The 20,342-nt window shown below is 72.7% G+C and carries 18 protein-coding genes; 8 read left to right on the top strand and 10 right to left on the bottom strand.

The window, feature by feature from the left end; all coding sequences use genetic code 11:
- Positions 1–127 precede the first annotated feature (127 nt).
- Positions 128–1,348, top strand: a complete 1,221-nt coding sequence (gene serA, locus BM419_RS14270; protein ID WP_082558002.1) for a phosphoglycerate dehydrogenase — start codon at positions 128–130, stop codon at positions 1,346–1,348.
- Positions 1,349–1,462: 114 nt separating this feature from the next.
- Here serA and BM419_RS14265 read toward each other — a convergent pair whose 3' ends face one another.
- The 3 genes from BM419_RS14265 to cysE all read right to left on the bottom strand — a co-directional run bounded on the left by BM419_RS14265 (position 1,463) and on the right by cysE (position 6,143).
- Entirely contained in the window at positions 1,463–3,457 is a 1,995-nt protein-coding gene (locus tag BM419_RS14265; RefSeq protein WP_091926800.1) for a family 2A encapsulin nanocompartment cargo protein cysteine desulfurase, read from the bottom strand.
- On the bottom strand, positions 3,444–4,841 hold the full coding sequence (locus tag BM419_RS33235) for a family 2B encapsulin nanocompartment shell protein (protein ID WP_026605239.1): 1,398 nt from the start codon (positions 4,839–4,841) through the stop codon (positions 3,444–3,446). Before BM419_RS33235 ends, BM419_RS14265 begins: the two co-directional genes overlap by 14 nt.
- A gap of 429 nt (positions 4,842–5,270) precedes the next feature.
- Positions 5,271–6,143, bottom strand: a complete 873-nt coding sequence (gene cysE / locus BM419_RS14255) for a serine O-acetyltransferase (RefSeq protein WP_020095129.1) — start codon at positions 6,141–6,143, stop codon at positions 5,271–5,273.
- A gap of 637 nt (positions 6,144–6,780) precedes the next feature.
- Here cysE and BM419_RS14250 point away from each other — a divergent pair.
- The 3 genes from BM419_RS14250 to BM419_RS14240 all read left to right on the top strand — a co-directional run bounded on the left by BM419_RS14250 (position 6,781) and on the right by BM419_RS14240 (position 8,687).
- Positions 6,781–7,059 carry a hypothetical protein gene (locus BM419_RS14250; RefSeq protein WP_091926799.1) on the top strand — a complete coding sequence of 93 codons (279 nt, stop codon included), beginning with the start codon at positions 6,781–6,783 and terminating at the stop codon, positions 7,057–7,059.
- 55 nt (positions 7,060–7,114) lie between these two features.
- Complete coding sequence (locus BM419_RS14245; protein ID WP_091926798.1) at positions 7,115–8,365, top strand: hypothetical protein; 1,251 nt, start codon at positions 7,115–7,117, stop codon at positions 8,363–8,365.
- 100 nt (positions 8,366–8,465) lie between these two features.
- Positions 8,466–8,687, top strand: a complete 222-nt coding sequence (locus tag BM419_RS14240) for a hypothetical protein (protein WP_091681463.1) — start codon at positions 8,466–8,468, stop codon at positions 8,685–8,687.
- 27 nt (positions 8,688–8,714) lie between these two features.
- On the opposite strand, the gene BM419_RS14235 is transcribed toward BM419_RS14240, so the two are convergent.
- From BM419_RS14235 to BM419_RS14215, 5 genes are read right to left on the bottom strand one after another with little or no spacing between them, the layout of a single operon-like run.
- On the bottom strand, positions 8,715–9,515 hold the full coding sequence (locus tag BM419_RS14235) for an ABC transporter ATP-binding protein (RefSeq protein ID WP_091681464.1): 801 nt from the start codon (positions 9,513–9,515) through the stop codon (positions 8,715–8,717).
- A 7-nt stretch (positions 9,516–9,522) separates the two neighbouring features.
- On the bottom strand, positions 9,523–10,893 hold the full coding sequence (locus BM419_RS14230) for an ABC transporter substrate-binding protein (RefSeq protein WP_091926797.1): 1,371 nt from the start codon (positions 10,891–10,893) through the stop codon (positions 9,523–9,525).
- Positions 10,894–10,926: 33 nt separating this feature from the next.
- Entirely contained in the window at positions 10,927–11,940 is a 1,014-nt protein-coding gene (locus BM419_RS14225; RefSeq protein WP_244540774.1) for a branched-chain amino acid ABC transporter permease, read from the bottom strand.
- Positions 11,941–11,967: 27 nt separating this feature from the next.
- Positions 11,968–12,861 carry a branched-chain amino acid ABC transporter permease gene (locus BM419_RS14220; RefSeq protein ID WP_042675144.1) on the bottom strand — a complete coding sequence of 298 codons (894 nt, stop codon included), beginning with the start codon at positions 12,859–12,861 and terminating at the stop codon, positions 11,968–11,970.
- Complete coding sequence (locus tag BM419_RS14215) at positions 12,858–13,820, bottom strand: ABC transporter ATP-binding protein (protein ID WP_091926795.1); 963 nt, start codon at positions 13,818–13,820, stop codon at positions 12,858–12,860. Before BM419_RS14215 ends, BM419_RS14220 begins: the two co-directional genes overlap by 4 nt.
- Before the next feature lie 424 nt (positions 13,821–14,244).
- Between BM419_RS14215 and BM419_RS14210 the strand changes: the two genes are divergently transcribed.
- Positions 14,245–14,976 carry a Crp/Fnr family transcriptional regulator gene (locus BM419_RS14210; RefSeq protein ID WP_091926794.1) on the top strand — a complete coding sequence of 244 codons (732 nt, stop codon included), beginning with the start codon at positions 14,245–14,247 and terminating at the stop codon, positions 14,974–14,976.
- Positions 14,977–15,033: 57 nt separating this feature from the next.
- Positions 15,034–15,753: an HWE histidine kinase domain-containing protein gene (locus tag BM419_RS14205; RefSeq protein ID WP_091926793.1), complete on the top strand. Its 720-nt coding sequence runs from the start codon at positions 15,034–15,036 to the stop codon at positions 15,751–15,753.
- Between the two features lie 3 nt (positions 15,754–15,756).
- Here the strand turns inward: BM419_RS14205 and BM419_RS14200 are convergent, their stop codons facing one another.
- Both BM419_RS14200 and BM419_RS14195 read right to left on the bottom strand, forming a co-directional pair.
- Positions 15,757–16,536 (bottom strand): Crp/Fnr family transcriptional regulator, encoded by a 780-nt coding sequence (locus tag BM419_RS14200; RefSeq protein WP_091926792.1) that lies wholly within the window; start codon positions 16,534–16,536, stop codon positions 15,757–15,759.
- Positions 16,537–16,749: 213 nt separating this feature from the next.
- Positions 16,750–16,968: a DUF6894 family protein gene (locus BM419_RS14195; RefSeq protein ID WP_020095142.1), complete on the bottom strand. Its 219-nt coding sequence runs from the start codon at positions 16,966–16,968 to the stop codon at positions 16,750–16,752.
- A gap of 325 nt (positions 16,969–17,293) precedes the next feature.
- On the opposite strand from BM419_RS14195, the gene urtA reads away from it, so the two are divergent.
- Together urtA and urtB are read left to right on the top strand one after the other, a co-directional pair.
- Positions 17,294–18,589, top strand: a complete 1,296-nt coding sequence (gene urtA, locus BM419_RS14190; protein WP_056530753.1) for an urea ABC transporter substrate-binding protein — start codon at positions 17,294–17,296, stop codon at positions 18,587–18,589.
- Positions 18,590–18,770: 181 nt separating this feature from the next.
- Positions 18,771–20,342 (top strand): urea ABC transporter permease subunit UrtB, encoded by a 1,572-nt coding sequence (gene urtB / locus BM419_RS14185; RefSeq protein WP_091926791.1) that lies wholly within the window; start codon positions 18,771–18,773, stop codon positions 20,340–20,342.

Genomic DNA, 20,342 nt, shown 5'->3' with positions numbered 1-20,342 from the left:
CGCGGGGCGGGGAGGGCGGCCCGCGCCGCGCGCCCGCAACCCCGTCCCGCCCGCGCCGCCCTTGCCGCTGCGCCGCGCCGGCGCCAAGGTCGCGGATCGCATCCCGTCCGTGGAGGGAGGACAGACCGTGTCGACCGAGCGCGTCGTTCTGACCGAAAGCATAGCGCCGACAGCGTCCAGGATCTTCACCCAGGCCGGGATCGGCGCCATCCGGCAGCTGTCGCGCGCGGTCAGCCCCGGGGACGCCGGCGAACTGGCCGACGTCACCGTCCTCGGCATCCGCTCGCGCACGCAGGTCACCGCCGCGCTTCTCGACGCCCTGCCCGACCTCGCCGCCATCGGCTGCTTCAGCGTCGGGACCAACCAGGTCGACCTCGAGACGGCGCGCGCCCGCGGCCTGCCCGTGTTCAACGCGCCGTTCTCGAACACGCGCAGCGTCGCCGAACTGACGATCGGCGAGATCGTGATGCTGCTCCGGCGCATCGTGCCGCGCTCGGTCGCGGCTCATGAAGGCGGCTGGGACAAGTCGGCCACCGGCGCCTTCGAGGTGCGCGGCAAGACGCTCGGCATCGTCGGCTACGGCAATATCGGCGCGCAGCTCTCGAACCTCGCCGAGGCGATGGGCATGCGCGTGATCTTCTACGACCTCACCGACAAGCTGCGCCACGGGAATACCGAGCCGGCCGAGAGCTTCGAGGCCCTGCTCGCCGTGAGCGACGTGGTCAGCCTGCACGTCCCGGAGACGCCGCTGACCCACGGGCTGATGGGCGCGGAGCGGATCCGCGCGATGAAGCCGGGCGCCTACCTGATCAACAACAGCCGCGGCACGGTCGTGGACCTGGACGCCCTGGCGGCGGCTCTGCGCGACGGTCACCTCGCCGGGGCCGCGATCGACGTCTTCCCGGTGGAGCCGACCTCCAACGCCGAGCGCTTCGTCTCGCCCCTGCAGGGGCTGCCGAACGTGATCCTCACCCCCCATGTCGGCGGCTCGACCGAGGAGGCCCAGGACCGCATCGGCGCGGAGGTGGCCCGCAAGCTGGTCGACTACGTCCAGACCGGCTCGACGCTCGGCGCCGTGAACTTCCCCCAGGTCCAGCTGCCGCCGCGCCTGTCGGGCGCGCGGTTCCTCCACGTGCACCGGAACGTGCCCGGCGTGCTCGGGCAGATCAACGCGATCTTCTCGGGCCGGTCGCTCAACATCGACGCGCAGTACCTGCAGACGGACGGCGAGTTCGGCTACGTCGTGGTGGACGCGTCCGTGCCGCCGGGCGAGGCGGACGCGGTGCTCCGCGCGCTGCGGGCCATCGACGGCACGGTGCGGACGCGGCATCTCCGGCCGGCGGCGTGAGGATCCGCGCGCCGCGCCGGACGTCGGCGACGGGTCGCGCGGATCCTCACGCCCGCAGGGCAGGGTTCGGCGCGGACACGACGCCCCCGCGCCCGCCGGCCGGCGACGCGCCGGTCACGGTCGCGGCAGGGTGTGCAGCGCCCGCAGGAAGGCGTCGACCTCCGCGCGGGTGTTGTAGAAGGCGAGCGAGGCCCGCACCGACTGGTCGACCCCGAACCGGCGCAGGGCCGGCAGGGCGCAGTGGTGGCCCGAGCGCACCGCGATGCCGTGACCGTCGAGGTGGTGGGCCACCGCCGCGTTCGTCTGCCCCTCGATCACGAAGGACATCACGCTCGCCTTCTCCCGGGCCGTGCCGATCAGGCGCAGGCCCTTCACGTCGGCGAGCCCACCCTGCGCGTAGCCCAGGAGGTCGTGCTCGTAGGCGGCGATCGCCGGCATGCCGATACCCGCGAGGTAGTCGAGCGCCGCTCCGAGACCGACCGCCCCGGCGATGTCGGGTGTGCCCGCCTCGAACTTCTCGGGCGCGCCCTTGTAGACGGTCTTCGCGAAGGTGACGTCCTCGATCATGTGGCCGCCGCCCTGCCAGGGCGGCATCGCCTCCAGCAGGTGGGCCTTGCCGTAGAGCGCGCCGATGCCCGTCGGCCCGAACACCTTGTGGCCCGAGAAGACGAGGAAGTCCGCGTCGAGGGCCTGCACGTCCAGCGGCATGTGCGGCGCGGATTGCGCCGCGTCGACCAGCACCGGCACCCCGTAGGCGTGGGCGAGCTGGATGATCTCCCGCACCGGGTTCACGGTGCCGAGCGCGTTGGCCACCTGCGTCACCGAGACGATCTTGGTCCGGCCGGAGAGCAACGCCGCGTACTGCTCGAAGATGATCTCGCCCCGATCGTTGACCGGGATCACCCGGAGCGTCGCCCCGGTCTGCTGCGCCAGCAGCTGCCAGGGCACGATGTTGGCGTGGTGCTCGATGGTCGAGACGATGATCTCGTCGCCCGGGCCGATCTGGGCCCGGCCGTAGGAGTTCGCCACGAGGTTGATCGCCTCCGTGGTGCCGCGCAGGAAGACGATGTCGTCCTTCGTGGGCGCGTTGAGGAAGCGGCGCACCGCCGCGCGGCCGCCCTCGAACAGGTCCGTGGCGCGCGCCGCCAGGGTGTGGGCGGCCCGGTGGATGTTCGAGTTGTGCCGGGCGTAGAAGTCCGCGGTCGCGTCGATCACGGCCTGCGGCTTGTGGGTCGTCGCGGCGTTGTCGAGCCAGACCAGCGGGTGGCCGTTGACGCTCTGGTGCAGGGCCGGGAAATCCCGGCGGACATGCTCCACGTCGAAGGGCGCCGCCACCGGGCTCGAGCCCTGCGCGACCAGGCGCGGCGCCGGGCCGGGATCGCGGGCCGGCTCCACCCGTGGGCTCGCCGACGCCCTGCGGGCCGGGCCGGGTCCGAGGTTCAGGAAGTAGTAGTCGGAGGCCGGCGCCTCGGGGGCCCGGGACAGAGGGCCGGTCCGCGCGAAGCGCTCCTGCGCCGCGTCACCGCCGGCCTTCGACGGGTCGGCCGGCACACGGTGCGGGACGAGCGCTTGGGCGAAGGCGTGGGCGCGGGGATGGTCCGCGGCGATCTGCCGGTGCAGCTCCGGACCGCCGGGCAGGGCGGCCGCCAGCGCCGGGGCGCTGGCGAAGGAGAAATCGGGCAGCACGGGGCGCGGGCTCGCCGGGTGGACCGGCGGGATCGCCCCGACATCGGCGAGGACCGGGCTCGCGGGTGCGAGGTTCGGCACGGTCGGGCCGGAGAGGCCCGGCAGGCCGACCGGCGGCGCCCCGAAGGAGCGCGCCGCCAGCGCGGAGGCGTCGGGCGGCAGGCCGGCGGGCTGGCCGCCCGCTGGGGCGGAAGGGACGCCCAGGGGCGCACTCGGCAGCGGCGCGCCGCCCGGGCCCTGGGGCAGGCTCTCGAGGGCCTGCGGGACCTGGGGGCCGGCGGGGAGCGCCGGCGCGAAGGGCCGGCTCGCGGCCTGACCCTGCCCGTAGATCTCCCGGGCGAGGCGTCCGACCAGATCCGCGTGGGCCAGCTCGCCCGGGCTCGCCCCGGGCAGCCCGAGGGCGACAGCCTCAGGCGTAGTCATGGTAGTTGCCCAGCAGCACGTTATCGAGGCGGGCGATCGCGTCCTCGACCAGCACGGCGGCCGAGAAGTAGCGGGTCACGAGGTGCGAGGCGATCGAGTGGTCGTTGGTGCCCATGTAGCGCACCGACAGGCCGGGCTCGATCTCGCCGGTCACGCCCGATTTCTGCAGGCCGACCACGCCCTGCTCGCCCTCGCCGACGCGCAGCAGCAGGATCGAGGTGGTCTCGGCCCCGGTCACCGGGTCGAGGTCGATCGGCAGCTTGTCGCTCGGCACCAGCGGCACGCCGCGCCACGTGATGAACGGCGCGCCGAACAGGTGGACGACGACCGGCGGCACGCCGCGGCGGGTCGCCTCCCGGCCGAAGGCCGCGATGGCGCGGGGATGGGCCACGAAGAAAGCGGGCTTCTTCCAGACCAGGGTCAGCAGCTCGTCGAGGTCGTCCGGGGTGGGCGGGCCGCCGCGGGTGGGGATGCGCTGGCGCGGGCCGACCTCGCCCAGGAGGCCGAACTGGGCGTTGTTCAGGAGCTCCCACTCCTCGCGCTCCTTCACGGCGTCGACCGTGAGGCGGATCTGCTCGCGGAGCTGGTCGATCTCGTTGGAGTAGAGATCGGTGACGCGGGTATGGGTGTTGAGGATCGTCTGGATGGTCGAGAGGTGGTACTCGCGCGGATCGACCTCGTAGTCCACGAAGGTCGTCGGCAGGCGCGGCTCGCCGGTATGGACCGCCAGCAGCTCGATCCCCTGCTCGCCGTAGGAGTTGGTGTGACCTTTGAGGCGGTCGCGCTCCTCGCGGTACTGCGCGATCTTGGCGCGGATCTCCTCGCTCTCCACCGCGGCGGCGTCGAGGGTCAGGAGGGTCACGGCCGACAGGGCCTTCACGGCCGGGGCGGGCGCGCGCTCACCGGCGAGGCCCGCATCGCCGAAATAGTCGCCCTTCGTGGCGAGCCCCTGGCGCAGGCGACCCTTGTAGGGGCCCGACAGGGTCAGCTCGACGGTGCCGTCGGCCACCACCGTGAGGCTGCGGCCGGCGGAGCCCTCCTCGTGGATCACCGTTCCGGCCTTGTGCCGGCTCTCGGTGAACTTGGCCGCCAGCGCCGCCAGCTCGGCATCGCCCAGCCGGCTGAACAGCGGCACGGCCCGCAGGGAGGCGGGACGGATCACCTTGCCGTCCCCCTTGTCCTCGGCGACGAGATCGATCCGGCCGGGGCGGGCCAGCACGACGGCGCGGCGGTTGACGCGGTAGACCCCGCCCGCCACGTCCACGAAGGGCAGGAGCCGGAGCAGCCAGCGCGGCGTGTTGGCCGCGTTCTGGACCGAGGTGACGGTCGCCGTCGCAAGATTGCGTGCCGCCGTGGCGCTCACGCTCAGACCCGGTCCGCTCATCGTTCGTCCTCACTCCATCCAGGATTTCAGGCGCGCCGCGCCGATCCGCGCGGCGGCGGTGCGCCCCGCAGCCTGTGCGGGGCGGACGCAAGTCGTTCCGATCAGAACGCGACGACGATCGCGACCCGAGCGGCCGAACCGTCAATCAAATCATGTATTCTCTAGCAGTCCGACAGCCATCGTCGAACGCTCGGCCGGGCCGACTTCATCGTTGTTCCGGCGATGTCTGGATAAAGTCTGATTCGCCCAAGGGTCAACGGAATGATGTCCCTATTTTTCGTCGATTCGTAGAAATGGATCCCGTGGTATGCACGACGAACAGGACACGACCGTCCTCTGACATGCATGTCAGAGAACTTAATTCTACCGAGTCGCGCCCAGCGGCGGCGCCCGGACGACTTTGTTGTCAGGAAAAATCTTTCGCGCGTCTCAGATGCCGTCCCCGTAGCCGAAGGACTGGTCCATGCTGAGCGCCGGCTCCTCGTCGACGGGCAGGCGCGAGACGACCCGAGCCGGCACGCCCGCCACAGTCGTGTGGGGCGGCACGTCCTGCAGCACCACCGCGGCGGCCGCGACCTTGGCGCCCGCCCCGACGCGGATGTTGCCCAGCACCTTGGCGCCGACGCTGAGCAGCACCCCGCGCTCGATCTTGGGATGCCGGTCGCCGCTCTCCTTGCCGTTGCCCCCGAGCGTCACCGACTGGAGGATCGAGACGTCGTCGGCGATCACCGTGGTCTCGCCGATCACCACGCCGGTGGCGTGGTCGATGAACACCCCCGAGCCGATCCGGGCCGCCGGGTGGATGTCGCAGCCGAACACCTCGGAGATCCGGCTCTGGACGTGCAGCGCCAGGGTCGCCCGGCCCCGGTGCCAGAGCCAGTGGCCGACCCGGTACGCCTCGAGCGCGGCGAGTCCCTTGTAGAACAGGAATGGGTCGAGGTAGCGGCGGCAAGTCGGGTCGCGCTCGCGGATCGCCACGAGGTCGCGCACCGCGTGGGCGCCGGCCTGCGGGTCGGCCTCGAAGGCCGAGAGGCACAGGTCGCGCATCGACAGGCGAGCGAGGTCGCCGTCCCCGAGCCGGTGGGCGAGGCGGTAGGCGAGGGCCTGTGCCAGCGAGCGCTGGTCGAGGATCGTCGCCTGGATGATCCCCGCATAGAGGGGCTCCTCGATCAGGGCCGCCTCGGCCTCGGCGCGCAGGGCGGCCCAGACTTCGGCCTCCGCGGTGCTGCGGCTCGTGATGCGCAGGGGCGGCTGGACCACGGCCATCGTGGCGCCCGCGGCGGGCAGGGCAGCGTGATGCATCGGTCGTCGCCGATCACGGCAGGGGGCGGAACGAGCCGGGCCGGCCGCGCTCCAGGGCGTCGTGCCCCTGGACCGTCACGCCCACATTGGCCGGGGCGTCGCCCCGCATCATCGTCCCCGGGGCCATGGTGTCGTCTCCCTCGAATCGGTCGCGGTGGCGGCCCGATTCCGCCGGCGGCGCCGGCGAGAAGTCTCTTCCGGATGCCCCGGCCCGGCGGAGAAGGTTTCGACCGCACGAGCGCGTTGCCGGAGCATTGTTTCGCTAAGTCCTTGTTAAAGAATGATATTCAGGCATCGCGCCGGTTTTGGCAAGTCCCGGGAGCCGGCCGTCGCCGACCGGCACCGGCGATCGATCGCGGCCGCGATCCCGGCATATTTCCGCCGACCCCGTGCTTCTGCTCCGGCTCGCGGCTTCGACGAACAACCTGCGCTGCAAGTCCTCGCCAATTTGGCAGCACATTCTCGGGTCCGGCACCTACATTGACGGCGTCGACATACAGTCGATGCGGAGCCCAACGGAGGTTTGCCGTGATCACCAGCAAGGAACGGTTCGCCCGGATGACTGCGCCGTGTCTGCCGTGTTGCCGCGTCCAAGAGGAGGAGAGCGCACGACATCAGACACGCGAGGCGACCACCGATGCTGACCTATGACACGACCCGGAACACCCGTCCCGACCTGAGCCCCGAACCGGCCGCCGCCCTCGGCCGGACCCTGTCCCGGAGCGTCCGCTCCCATCCCTCCCACGAACGCGCCGCCCTCGCGAGCGCCCTCGACGACGGCCTGATGCCCGACGAGGTCGCGCAGATCCTCGCCGGCCGCCCGGTGGCCGAGGCCTTCCCGATCCGCTGGGGCGAGAGCCCGGAAGCCTACGCGTCCCGGGCCGTGTCCGAGATGTTCGTCGCCTACCTCCAGTAGGCGCGTCGCTGCCGGCCGCGCCGGCCTCTCCGACCACGAACGATGGAAACCTGCCATGTCGGTCTTCCCCCGCGGGTGGAGGCGCCGGACGGGGACGGCCGCCTGCGCGCTCGCCCTGGCGCCCGCCCTGGCGCTCGGTGCCGCCGGCCCGGCCGCGGCCGGACACCCGCCGAAGGGCCGCGGCGCGGCCGGCGTGCCGGACGTCCCGGCCCGGCTCACGGTCGGGCCGGGCGGACGGGACCTGAGGCTCGCGGGCGATCTCGCGGCCGGGGTCGCCGCGCGGGTCCGGGCCATCCTCGCCGCGCACCCGCGGATCGCCCGGATCCATCTCACGAGCGACGGCGGCCTCGTGGAGGAGGGGGCGGCGATCGGGGCGCTCGTGGCGGCCCGCGGCCTCGCCACCTACGTCCCCGACGCCTGCGCCTCGGCCTGCACGCTGATCTTCGTCCGCGGCCGGACGCGCTACCTCGCGACCGGCGGCCGGCTCGGCTTCCACGCCCCCTACGAGATCGGGGCGCGGGGCCGGATGCGCCCGGTGGATTCCGCGCCGGAGCGGGCGGCCTACCGGGCCGCCGGCCTGCCGGCGGCCTTCGTGACGCGGGCGCTGGCGGTGCCCCCGGCCGGGATCTGGATCCCGACGGACGGGGAGCTGCGCGCGGCCGGCATCGTCACCGAGGTCGTCGGACCGGACCGCTTCCCCGATTCCACTCTGGACGCGGATCCGAGCGCGGCCGGGGCGCGGGCCGCGATCCTGCGGAACCTGCCGATCCTGCGCCAAGCCGAGGCGGCGGGGCTCGACCCGATCGCCCGGTGGTACCGGGACGGCTACGCCGCCGGCCGGCCGGAGGCGGAGGCCGCCGCGGGGTTGAGGCGGATGGCCGCCGGCTACCTGCAGCGGCGCTTCCGGGCGGCCGACGACGCCGTCGTCCGCGCCCTGGGCCAGCGGATCCTGGCGACGCTGGAGCGGGCCGGCGCGGGGGACGCGGCGGCCTGCGGCCTCCTCGCGGCCGGCGACCTTGTGGCGCTCGACGCGCGGCTGCGGGCCGAGCGGCCCGCGTCGCACGGGCTCGCCCCGCTCCTCGCCCGGACACGGGCCGCGCGGCCGGACGGGGCGGCCGCGCCCGCCGCGGACCCGGGCACCGCGCGGTCGATGGCCGCAGCGGCGGCCCCCTCGGGCGACTGCGCCGCCCGGATCGCCGCGACGCGGCGCGCCCTCGACCTTCCGGCCCGCGAATCGGCCGCCGCGCTGCGGGCCCTGTTCCTCGCGGAGCCGCAGCGGATCCTGGCGAGCCGCGACGGGCCGTAGCGGCCCGCCGACCCTCGACACGCCGCGCCGGCGCCTATCTTCGCACCCGCGGCACGCCCCGGACGGGCGCCGGCCGCGGGGGGAGACGGGGGTTCGACGGATGCCGGATTATCGCCTGCGCGGGGCGGTCCGTGGCGAGGATGGCGAGATCGGCGCGCCGCGCGTCGACGAGGTGCTCACGGCCGCGGACGCGAAGGAGGCGGTGCGCCTCGCCAACAGCCGCTCGCTGACGATCGAGGACGACGCGGTGAACGCCCTGTGGCTGGTCGACGCCCACGGTACCCTGCTCTGGTCCCTGCGCCGGGCCGACCGGGACTCCTGACGCGAGGCCTGACGCGGGCCGGCACCGTCAGCCCGATGCGCGGCGGCCCGTCTCCGGCAGCGCGGCGGCCCCGGCATCGTCGGCGCCCCCGAGATACAGGGACCGGACGTCGTCCCGCGCCCGCAGGGACGCGGCGGTGCCGGCCAGCGCGCTGCGCCCGTTCTCCAGCACCACGGCGTGGTGGGCGTGGCGCAGGGCGAGGCGGACGTTCTGCTCGGCCACCAGCAGGGTCAGACCCTCGGCGCGGTTCAGGCCGGCGAGCACCCGGTAGATCTCCTCGACCACGCGGGGGGCGAGCCCCATGGACGGCTCGTCGAGGACGAGCAGCCGGGGCCGCCCCATCAGCGCCCGGCCGATCGCCGCCATCTGCTGCTCGCCGCCCGAGAGCAGGCCGGCGGCGACGCCCCGCTTCGCGGCGAGCCGCGGGAACAGGCCGTAGACCCGGTCCAGATCGGCGCGCACGCCGCCGCGGCCCGTACCGCGCCCGAGCCCGCCCGCCACGAGGTTCTCCTGGACGCTCAGGCTCCGGAAGCAGTGGCGCCCCTCCAGCACGCCGACGAGCCCGGCGCGGACGAGGACATCGGTCCGGGTCCGCGTCACGTCGCGCCCGTCATAGGCGAGGCGCCCGGCCGTGACCCGGCCGCGCAGGGCCGGCAGCAGGTTCGACACCGCCCGCAGCAGGGTCGTCTTGCCGGCGCCGTTGGCGCCGACCAGGGCGACGATCTCCCCCGCCCGGACCGCGAGGTCGACGCCGTGCAGGGCGTGCACCGCCCCGCCGTAGACGACCTCCAGGGCCTCGACCTGCAGGAGGGGGGGCGCGGTGCTCACCGGGCGCTCACCGGGCCGCCGCGGCGGCCTGCTTGCCGGCCACGTCCGCGGCCTCCTCGGCCGCGCAGTCGCGCGGGGTGATGCCGCGCTCCTTGGCGTAGGCGGTCGCGGAGGCCTCGATGAGCGGGCGCAGGCTCGCCCAGTCGGGGGCGATCCAGTCGGACACCACGGTCCACTTCGCCCCGTCCCATTGCTGGAAGGTGACGCGGCCCTCGCCCTCGTGGTTGGCGCAGGTGACGTTGATCGAGTGGAACAGGCCCTTGGCGCCGAGCGCCGCCACCCGGGCCTCGTCGAGGCGCAGGTGCTCGAAGCCCCAGCGCACCTCGTCGCCGGTGAGCGTCCGCTGGCCGAACCGCGCTTGCGCGATCCGCACCGCCTCGACGTTGAGGATGCCGTTCAGCACCCCGAGATTGTGGTAGACGCTGCCGATCCGCTTCCGGTCGGCGAGGTTGCCGTTGCCGGCCCCGTAGACCCTGCCGACGACCTCCTGGATCACCGGGTAGGCGGTGCCCGAGGCCTGGGTCGTGATGGCGACGTAGCCCTTGGCGGCGTCGCCCGCCGGGATCACGTCCTCCTCCGAGTTCGACCAGACATTGCCGACGATGCGGTCGGCCGGGAAGCCGGTCTTCTGAGCGGTCTTCAGGGCCACCGGGTTCATCACGCCCCAGCCGCGCAGCACCACGAAGTCGGGCCGCAGGCGCCGGATCGTGAGCCACTGCGACTGCTGCTCGTTGCCGGGATGGGGCACCTCGATCTGCGCGACGGTGAAGCCGTAGCGCTCGGCGAGCCGCGCGTAGATCGGGATCGTCTCCTTGCCGTAGGGCGAGCCGTGGTAGAGCACCGCGACGGTCTTGCCCTTCAGCTTGTCGAGGCCGCCGCCCGCGCGGGTGCCGAGATACTGGATGATGCCGCTCGTCTCGCTGTAGGGGTTGAGCAGCAGCGGGAACACGTAGGGGAAGACGCGCCCGTCGGTGGAGTCGGTGCGGCCGTGGTTGATCGTGATCAGCGGCACCTTGTCGGCGGTGATGCGGTCGATCATCGCGTAGGCGATGCCCACCGAGAGCGGGTTCCAGGCGGCGATGCCGGGCCGGGACTTCAGCCGCTCGTAGACCTCGACGCCGCGCTCGACCTCGTACTGGGTCTCGCCCTCGCTCCAGGTGAGCTTGACGCCGTTCACCCCGCCGTCGCGGGCGTTGATCAGGTTGAGATAGTCGATGAAGCCGCCGAAGAAGCCGGTCCCGCCGGCCGCGTAGGGGCCGACCCGGTAGCTCTGGAGCGGGAAATACTGCTCGTCGGCCCAAGCGGCCCGGGGGGCCGCGCCGGCGAGCGCGACGGTGCCGGCGAGGAGCGCGGCGCGGAGACGGGTCGTCAGGGGCATGGTCGTCCTGGGGTTGGTCAGGCGGGGAGGGGATCAGGCAGCGCGGCGGCCGAGGCGGCGGCCCGCCCGGTCGAGGAGGGCGGCGAGGCCGGCGGGCTCGCGGATCAGCACGGCGACGATCAGGGCGCCGAGTACGACGCGCTGGACCATCTCCAGGGTGCCGGAATCGAACCCGTCGCCGAGCAGCGCCGCGCCGAGGCGCGACAGGAGCAGGGGCAGCACCACGATGAAGCCCGCGCCCAGGAAGGCGCCGCGCAGGGTGCCGAGGCCGCCGATGATCACGATGAACAGGATCTGGAAGGAGCGGTCGAGGTTGAACCCCGCCGGCTCGACGGTGCGCAGATACGCGAAGGCCCAGAGCGCCCCGGCGATCCCGATCACGAAGGACGAGGCCGCGAAGGCCAGGAGCTTGGTCCGGGCGACCCGCACGCCGACGAGGCGGGCGGCAGTCTCGTTGTCGCGGATCGCCACGAGGTTCCGGCCCGTGGGCGAGGTCACGAGCCTCCACGCGACGAAGGTCAGCAGCGTGACCACCGTGAGCGTGACCAGGTAGCGGCCGCGCGGGTCGTCGAAGGACAGGCCGGCCACCACCAGCCGGGGGGCGGTGACGATGCCCGAGGGGCTGTCGTCGGAGATCCAGCCGATCCGGTTCAGCGCCCAGGCCACGAAGAACTGCACGGCGAGCGTCGAGACCGCGAGGTAGAAGCCCCGCAGGCGCAGGGCCGGCAGCCCCGCCACCAGCCCGGCGAGCGCCGCCACGAGGCCGGCGAGCAGGAGCGACGCCGGGAGCGGCAGGCCGGGCAGGCGCAGCGACAGGTTGAAGGCCGCGTAGGCCCCGACCGCCATGAAGGCGGCCGAGCCCAGGGAGAGCAGCCCGGCATAGCCGGTGAGCAGGTTGAGCCCGAGGCCGGCCAGCGCCAGGGCCAGGAACGGCGTCAGCAGCGCCTCGAACAGGTAGCTCGTGCCGGTGAGCGGAAGGATCCCGTAGGCGAGGACCAGCAGGGCGCCGAGGCCGAGGGGCCCGGCGGGCAGGTGCGGGCGCGGCACGGCGCGGGGGAGGGCCACCACGGCGGCTCAGACCCGCTCGACGGCGCGCAGGCCGAGCAGGCCCGACGGCCGGACCAGCAGGAAGCCCAGGGCCGCCACGTAGGCGATCCAGCCCTCGATGCCGCCGCCGATGACCGGACCGAGATAGACCTCGGACAGCTTCTCCGCCGCGCCGACGATGAGCCCGGCCACGATCGCCCCGGCGACGGAGTCGAAGCCGCCGAGCACGAGCACCGGCAGCGCCTTCAGCACCACCAGCGACAGGGAGAACTGCACGCCGAGCCGCGCCCCCCAGAGCAGCCCCGCCACCAGCGCGACGATCCCGGCGGCGATCCAGACCGCCGACCAGATCCGGGGCAGGCGCAGGCCGGTGTTGAGGGCGGCGAGCGGATCGTCCGCCACCGCCCGGAAGGCGAGGCCGGTGCGGGTGTAGCGGAAGAAGGCGGCGAGGACCGCCACCATCAGGCCCGCCACCGCGGCGGCGAACAGGTCGAACCGGCTGACCAGCACGCCGCCGAGATCGATCGGCGTGTCGTCGATGCCGAGGTCGAGGCCGTGGACCTGGGTGCCCCAGGCGAGCTGGGCCGCGCCCTCGATCACGTAGGCGACGCCCAGCGTCGCCATGAACAGGGTGATGGGCGGCTGGTTGACGAGCGGCCGCAGCACCAGGCGCTCCACGCCGAGACCGACCACCACCATCGCGGCGAGCGTCGCGGCCAGGGCCGCCGGGACGGGCAGGCCGCGCTCGGTCAGGCTCACGAAGGTGAGGGCGGCGAACAGCACCATCGCGCCCTGCGCGAAGTTGAGCACGCCCGAGGTCTTGTAGATCAGCACGAAGCCGATCGCCACGAGGGCGTACATGACGCCCGACAGGAGGCCGCCGACGACGACCTCGATCAGGAAGGCGAGATCCGGGCTCATGCGGCGGCCGCGTCCCCGTCTTCAGCCGCGTCTCCATCCGCGGCGGGATCAGCGGCGGGATCAGCGGCGGCATCCGCCTCCCCGTCCGCGAGCCCCAGATAGGCCGCGATGACCGCCGGGTCCGCCCGCACCTCCGCGGGCGTGCCGGTGGCGATGCGGCGGCCGTGATCGAGCACGGTCACCCGGTCGGAGAGGCGCATGACGACGCCGATATCGTGCTCGATCAGGACGATCGCGGCCCCGGACCGATCCCGCGCCGCCCGGATGAAGCCGGTCATCTCGGCCTTCTCGGTCGCCGTCATGCCGGCCATCGGCTCGTCGAGGAGCAGGAGCCGCGGCCCGGCCACCAGGGCCCGGCCGAGCTCGACCCGCTTCTGGAGCCCGTAGGGGAGGCTGCCGGCGGGGCGGTCGGCCACCGCCGCGAGGCCGAGGCGTCCGATCACCGCCTCGGCGGCGGCGCGGTGCGCGCGCGCCTCCCGCCGGGCGGAGGGCAGGCCCAGGATCTGGGCCGCGGGCCCGGCGCGCCGCGCGGCCGAGAGCCCCGCGAGGACGTTGTCGCGCACGCTCAGGCCCGCGAACAGGGCGAGGTTCTGGAAGGTCCGGGCGACGCCCAGCGCGGCGAGCCGCCCGGCCGGCACCCGGGCGAAGCTCTCCGCGCCGAGCCGCACCCGCCCGGCCCGCGGCGCGTAGAGGCCGGTGATCGCGTTGATCAGCGAGGATTTGCCGGCGCCGTTCGGCCCGATCACGGCGTGGATCTCGCCGGCCCCGACCGCGAGGTCGATCTCCGCGAAGGCGACGGTGCCGCCGAAGGCGAGGGACAGCCCCTCGACCGACAGGACCGCGTCCGCCCGGTCCCGGTGCGGGCCGCCGCCGGGGCCTGCCGCCGGGCGGGCGGCGGGCCGGGGGAGGGGGGGTCGCCCGTCCCGGACCGGGCGGACGAGGCGCAGCGCAGGCTGCATGGGCAGGAATCCGTCCACGATAGGCCGTCCGCTGCGGCGCGAACCGGCAGAACCCGTTGAGAGAAGGCGAGGAACAGGACGACGACGTGTCCCGAGCCGATATTCCGGCATTCCCGCCAGTCAAATCGTGCTCCGCCGGGTCCGCGAAGTCAAAAGCACAGTCTTTTCAATTTCGACACAACGCGCGAACATTCTCCCTCCGGGAGAGTCTGGCGCGGTATCACTGCCCTAGTCCTCGCGATGGGCCGCCCGAACCGCCGAGATATTGCCGCCTCGCGACGGTGACGGGCCTGGATCCGGGCGATTCGGCCAGGTGCGGCGGGCGGAAAGACACCTTACGGTAGCACAAACTAATCTGCGTAAGTATTCATGGCTTGAAACAAAATGTAGGTTCGCGCCCCCACGCCGTCGTGGAGTCGCCGCCATGCCAAACCCGCTCGTGCACAAGCTAAATTGCTATGTCGGGCTCTCCGAAGACGACCGGATGTGCTTGGCCGACGCCATGAGCCCGAGCCGCATGGTCGCCGCGCGCACCGACATCATCCACGAGGGCGAGGATCCGCGCGCGATCACCGTGATCCTCGAGGGCTGGGCCTGCCGGTACCGGCAGTTCGCCAACGGGCGCCGCCAGATCGTCTCGCTCCTGCTCCCGGGCGACCCGTGCGACCCGCACATCTTCCTCCTCGACGAGATGGATCACGCGATCGGCGCGATCACGCCCGTGCTCCTCGGCCAGATCTCCGGCCCCGCGATGCGGGACGTGACCGCCCGCAGCCCGCGGCTCGACATGGCCTTCCACCGCGAGGCCCTGGCCACCGCGGCGATCCAGCGCGAGTGGACGGTCAGCCTCGGCAGCCGCACCGGGATCGAGCGCCTCGCCCACCTGTTCTGCGAGGTGCACGCGCGCTTGGCAGCCATCGGCCTGAACGACGGGAATACCTGCGCGATGCCGATGACGCAGAACGATCTCGGCGACGCGATGGGGCAGACCAGCGTGCACATCAACCGCACGCTCCAGGAACTGCGCGGCATGGGGCTGATCACCCTGCGCAGCCGGCGCCTGACGATCCACGATCCGGCCGCGCTCGCCCGGCTCGCGCATTTCGACACCGCGTACCTCCATCTCACCGAGGCCGGCCACGCCGCCGCGCGCTGAACCCTGGCCGCCCCGCGGTGATTGAGCCAGGTTGAACGACATCCGGAGTGGCCCGGCATGACAGACCCTCGCGATCCGGCGGAGCGACTCGCGGCCCTCGAGGCCGACAACGCGCGCTTGCGCCGGCTGCTCGACGCGGCGGGGCTCCCGGACGGCCTGCGCCACGGCATGCGCAACACGATGGCGATGATGCGCACCGTCATGCACCGCTCCGCCGAGAGCGCCGCGGATGTCGAGAGCTACGTGGCGCATCTCGACGGCCGGTTCGGGGCGATCATGCGCGTGCAGGCCGCCACGGACGCGTTCGGCGACGCGGACCTGCACACGCTGATCTCGGACGAGCTGATGTTCCACCTCGCCCGCGAGGGCGAGCAGGCCAGCCTCGCGGGCCCGCGGGTGCGCCTCCGCCCCAAGGTCGCCCAGGTCGTCGCGCTGGCCCTGCACGAACTGGCGAGCAACGCGGTGGAGCACGGATCCCTGGCGCTCCCCCAGGGCCGGATCCGCGCCGCGTGGCGGGTGACGGACGCGGAGGCCGGACCGCCCGTCCTCAGCCTCGACTGGGCCGAGACCGGCGGCCGCGGTGTCCAGGCCTCCGGACGGCGCGGCTTCGGCACGGACGTGCTGACGGAGATGCTGGCCTACGATCTCGGCGCGGCGGTCGACCTGCGCTACGAGCCGGACGGGCTGCGCTGCGCGATCCGCGTGCCGCTCACGGCCCAGATCGGGCGCCGCGTGGCCGAGGATCCCGAGACGGACTGGGACGGCGACGGCCGGTGAGCCTCACGATCCGGACGCCGCCCGCACCTGCCCGGTCATCTGCGGCAGCGCGCCGAGCGCCTCCACGGACGGGTTCGGGCCGGGCAGGAGCAGGTAGTCGGGCGTGAACCCGGAAAACTCCCGCAGACGCTCGAGATTCGGCACGCGCACGCTCTTGCGCCCGCTCTCGATCAGGCCGGCCCTGCGTAGATCGGAGAGGACGCGCGAGAGGTGGACGTTCGAGAGCCCCGCCGTGTCGGCCAGCTCGGACTGCGCCAGCGGCAGGCGGTAATCGGGCTCCAGGCCGAGGCCGACGGCGTTCAGGCGCGCGAAGAGCTCGCAGATGATGTGGGCGACCTGCCTGTCGGCGGACCGGCGCCCCACCCCGACGAGCCATTCCTGCAGGACGGCCTCGTCGACCAGGACCGACCACCAGAGGGCGCGGTAGATGTTGGGCCGGAGGGCGGCGAGTTCCTTGATCGTCCGGTAGGAAACCGAGGCGACGGTGCAGGGCGTCAGCGTCGCCACGGAGTGGATCGCCCGGTTGAGCAGGGACGCGTGCAGGTCGCAGCCGTCGCCGGGCACGAGGTAGGCGAGGATCGAGCGCCCCCCGTCGGGCACCAGCTTGTAGCGGCAGGCGAACCCGTCGAGGATCACGTAGGCGGCGTCGGGCCGCACGCCTTCCGAGACCAGGTCGCGGCCCGCCTCGACCTGCGTGACATCGCTGGTCGCCGCTGCCAGGGCGGCCACGTCGCCCTCGTCCAGGTTCGCGCGCAGGGCCAGCTTCCGAAGGAAGGGATTCAAGGGATCTCCCGGACATCCTGCCCCGCGCGCGGGGCCGCCTCTGCGTAAACGCGTGACGGCTTATCCTTACTCCGCGAACGCATCAAATGATCGCCACGCCCGGATGCGGCTCTCGGCGCGATCGGACCGGGGCCGCCTCCCGGCATCGGCCGCGAAGGTCGCGACAAGTCGCGCCGCGTCGTGCCCGTCGGGGCATGGGGCCGGGTCGGCGTATCAGGAGAGCGGCAGCGTGCGCAGGACGGTGCCGTTCGCGTCATGGATCTCCATCCGCCAGCCCGCCGCGGCGTCCGGCAGCTCGCCGGCCTTCCGGAACTCCTCGATCAGCACCAGCGCCTCCGCCTCCGCGTGCGCGACCGACGCGGCGAGGACGCCGGTCTCGTCCTCGATCGTCTCGCCGTCGCTCCTCAGGCGGAAATAGTAGCGCTCTGCCATGACAGCCTTCAGCCCAGGACCCCCTCCCGCCCCGGCGGACGGACGCCGCCCGCCCCGCGGGCTGAGGTAAGTGGCATCGATCCGCATCCGTTCAACGTGCTGGCGAGATTGCGGTCGCCGGTGCCCATCGCTTGGTCCGCCTGCCCCCCCACGTGCCCCCCGACGCCGCAGGACGCGGCACGGCGTTGCCGCTCCGGCGGGCGAAACGCCGTCCTTCTGGGCGCCGGCGCGCCCCGAGCAGCCTCCCAGCGCGCCATGCCTAAATAATTGGCACACGATTTGCGAAGCCCGCCCCGTCGCGAGGAAGACGACGCAGGGGACCGCCATGAAGGCATTTGGAACTTGGGCCTCGGCCGCCGCGCTGGCCGCCGGGCTGGCGATGGGCACGCTGGGAGCGGGCGCCGCCCGGGCGCAGGAGACCATCAAGGTCGGGATCCTGCACTCGCTGTCGGGCACGATGGCTATCTCGGAGACCACCCTCAAGGACGCGATGCTGATGCTCATCGCCGAGCAGAACGCCAAGGGCGGCGTGCTGGGCAAGAAGCTGGAGCCGGTGGTGGTCGATCCGGCCTCGAACTGGCCGCTCTTCGCCGAGAAGGCTCGCGAGCTGATCAGCAAGGACAAGGTCGCGGCCGTGTTCGGCTGCTGGACCAGCGTGTCGCGCAAGTCCGTGCTGCCGGTCTTCAAGGAGCTCGACAACATCCTGTTCTACCCCGTCCAGTACGAGGGCGAGGAGAGCGAGCGGAACGTGTTCTACACCGGCGCTGCCCCGAACCAGCAGGCGATCCCGGCGGTGGATTACCTGATGTCGGAGGATGGCGGCGGCGCCAAGCGCTGGGTGCTCGAGGGGACCGACTACGTCTACCCGCGCACCACCAACAAGATCCTCGAAGCCTACCTCAAGTCCAAGGGGGTCAAGGACGAGGACATCATGATCAACTACACGCCGTTCGGCTTCTCGGACTGGCAGACGGAGGTGTCGAAGATCAAGGCGTTCGGCTCGGCCGGCAAGAAGACCGCCGTGGTCTCGACCATCAATGGCGACGCCAACGTGCCGTTCTACAAGGAGCTCGGCAACCAGGGTATCAAGGCCACCGACATCCCGGTCGTCGCCTTCTCGGTGGGCGAGGAGGAGCTCGCCGGCATCGACGCCAAGCCGCTGGTCGGCCACCTCGCCGCCTGGAACTACTTCGAGTCGATCAAGACGCCGGAGAACGAGGCCTTCATCAAGAAGTGGCAGGCGTTCAAGAAGAACCCCAAGGCCGTCACCAACGACCCGATGGAGGCCCACTATATCGGCTTCAACATGTGGGTGAAGGCGGTCGAGAAGGCCGGCACCACCGACCCCGACAAGGTGATCGACGCGCTGCCGGGCATCGAGCAGAAGAACCTCACCGGCGGCACCGCGAAGATGCTGCCGAACCACCACATCACCAAGCCGGTCTTCATCGGCGAGATCGAGGCGAACGGCCAGTTCGACGTGGTCTGGAAGACCGAGGGCCTGATCCCCGGCGAGGCGTGGTCGAAGCAGCTCGAGGGCTCGAAGGACCTCGAGGCCGACTGGGTCAAGCTCAAGTGCGGCAACTACAACACCAAGACCAAGTCCTGCGGCGGCGCGTAAGCCGCCTTATCCCCTCCCCAGGCGATCCCGGGCCTGCCCGGGATGCGCTCAAGCTTGCGGGGAGGGGTAGGGGTGGGGGTGGGGGTGGTGCAGGAGGCACCGCCACGCTCGATCCTGAACCACCCCCTCCTCCGGCTCCTCCCCGCAAGGGGGAGGAGAGTTCCGCTGCGCCAGAAGTGCCATGCTCCGTCTCCTGACCCTCCTCGTCCTGCTGCTCTGCGCCCCGGCGCTCGCCCAGGCGCCCGATCCCTACGCGCAGCTCGCCGGCGACGGCTACGCCGAGATCGAGGCCGGCGTCTCCGGCCTCGCCGCCTCTGGCGACCCGCGCGCCGACGCGATCCTCTCGGCCCTGTCGGACGGCCGCCTGCTGGTGGGCCCGGACAAGACCCTGCTCATCCGGCAGGGCGGCGCCGTCGTGGACGCGAGGACCGGCGCCCCGGCCGCCGACAGCCCCGACCTCAAGCCGGTGCGGGCCAACAACCGCGTCCGCCGGGCGATCGAGGCCGCCCGCGGGCAGCTCGACCTCGCGAGCCCCGACCCGGCCCGGCGCCGGGCCGCCGCCGACGCGGTGTTCAAGGCGCGGGACGCGGCCGCGCTGCCGGCCCTCGACGCGGCGCTCGCCCGCGAGACCAGTCCGGGCGTCCGGCAGGCGCTCACCGAGGCCCGCGCCGCCGTGCTGCTCGCGAGGCCCGGCACCGCGGAACCCGACCGGATTGCCGCGATTCCAGCCATCCAGGCCCGGGGCGATGGCGACGCGATGGGCATCCTGCGCGGTCTCGCGGCGGATCCGAGCGAGGCCGTGCGCGCCGCCGCCGCCCGCGGCATCGCGGCGATCGAGACGCGGCTCGCGATAATCGGCGCCCTCCAGAACGTCTGGTACGGCATCTCGCTCGGCTCGGTCCTGCTGCTCGCCGCCATCGGGCTCGCCATCACCTTCGGGGTGATGGGCGTGATCAACATGGCCCACGGCGAGATGGTGATGCTCGGCGCCTACACGACCTACCTCGTGCAGGAGCTGATCCGCACCAAGGCGCCCGTCCTGTTCGGCTGGTCGCTGGCGATCAGCATCCCCTGCGCGTTCCTGGTCGCCGGCCTCGTCGGGGTGCTGATCGAGCGGTTCATCATCCGCTTCCTGTACGGGCGCCCGCTCGAGACGCTGCTCGCCACCTTCGGGGTCAGCCTCGCGCTGCAGCAGGGCGTGCGCTCGATCTTCGGCCCGACCAACCGCGAGGTCGGCGCCCCCGCCTTCATGAGCGGCGCCTTCGACTTCTACGGCCTGTCGATCACCTGGGGCCGGATGTGGATCATCGTGTTCGCGTTCGCCGTGTTCCTGGGCCTCCTGTTCGTGCTGCGGAAGACGTCCTTCGGCCTGAAGACCCGGGCGGTCACCCAGAACCGCCGCATGGCCGCCGCGATGGGCATCCGCACCCCCTACGTCGACGCCCTGACCTTCGGGCTCGGCTCCGGCATCGCGGGGATCGCGGGCGTCGCCCTCTCGCAGATCGACAACGTGTCGCCCAATCTCGGCCAGGGCTACATCATCGACTCGTTCCTCGTGGTGGTGTTCGGCGGCGTCGGCAACCTCTGGGGGACGCTGGTGGCGGCGCTGACGCTCGGCGTCGTGAACAAGCTCGCCGAGCCGTATATCGGCGCGGTGCTCGCCAAGATCGGCCTCCTTATCTTCATCATCCTGTTCATCCAGAAGCGCCCGCGCGGCCTGTTCGCGCTCAAGGGCCGGGCGGTGGAATCGTGA

The organism is Methylobacterium sp. yr668, from assembly GCF_900116245.1.
In the GTDB taxonomy this organism is placed as follows: domain Bacteria; phylum Pseudomonadota; class Alphaproteobacteria; order Rhizobiales; family Beijerinckiaceae; genus Methylobacterium.
Note: the sequence above shows the minus strand (reverse complement) of the source record. Positions and strands in the feature narration are given on the sequence as shown.

Bases quoted from the DNA above. Each gene is read 5' to 3' on its own strand.
- BM419_RS14265 (WP_091926800.1), bottom strand. From the start codon at position 3,457: ATGACTACGCCTGAGGCTGTCGCCCTCGGGCTGCCCGGGGCGAGCCCG.
- BM419_RS33235 (WP_026605239.1), bottom strand. From the start codon at position 4,841: ATGAGCGGACCGGGTCTGAGCGTGAGCGCCACGGCGGCACGCAATCTT.
- cysE (WP_020095129.1), bottom strand. From the start codon at position 6,143: ATGCATCACGCTGCCCTGCCCGCCGCGGGCGCCACGATGGCCGTGGTC.
- BM419_RS14250 (WP_091926799.1), top strand. From the start codon at position 6,781: ATGCTGACCTATGACACGACCCGGAACACCCGTCCCGACCTGAGCCCC.
- BM419_RS14245 (WP_091926798.1), top strand. From the start codon at position 7,115: ATGTCGGTCTTCCCCCGCGGGTGGAGGCGCCGGACGGGGACGGCCGCC.
- BM419_RS14240 (WP_091681463.1), top strand. From the start codon at position 8,466: ATGCCGGATTATCGCCTGCGCGGGGCGGTCCGTGGCGAGGATGGCGAG.
- BM419_RS14230 (WP_091926797.1), bottom strand. From the start codon at position 10,893: ATGCCCCTGACGACCCGTCTCCGCGCCGCGCTCCTCGCCGGCACCGTC.
- BM419_RS14220 (WP_042675144.1), bottom strand. From the start codon at position 12,861: ATGAGCCCGGATCTCGCCTTCCTGATCGAGGTCGTCGTCGGCGGCCTC.
- BM419_RS14215 (WP_091926795.1), bottom strand. From the start codon at position 13,820: ATGCAGCCTGCGCTGCGCCTCGTCCGCCCGGTCCGGGACGGGCGACCC.
- BM419_RS14210 (WP_091926794.1), top strand. From the start codon at position 14,245: ATGCCAAACCCGCTCGTGCACAAGCTAAATTGCTATGTCGGGCTCTCC.
- BM419_RS14205 (WP_091926793.1), top strand. From the start codon at position 15,034: ATGACAGACCCTCGCGATCCGGCGGAGCGACTCGCGGCCCTCGAGGCC.
- BM419_RS14195 (WP_020095142.1), bottom strand. From the start codon at position 16,968: ATGGCAGAGCGCTACTATTTCCGCCTGAGGAGCGACGGCGAGACGATC.
- urtA (WP_056530753.1), top strand. From the start codon at position 17,294: ATGAAGGCATTTGGAACTTGGGCCTCGGCCGCCGCGCTGGCCGCCGGG.
- urtB (WP_091926791.1), top strand. From the start codon at position 18,771: ATGCTCCGTCTCCTGACCCTCCTCGTCCTGCTGCTCTGCGCCCCGGCG.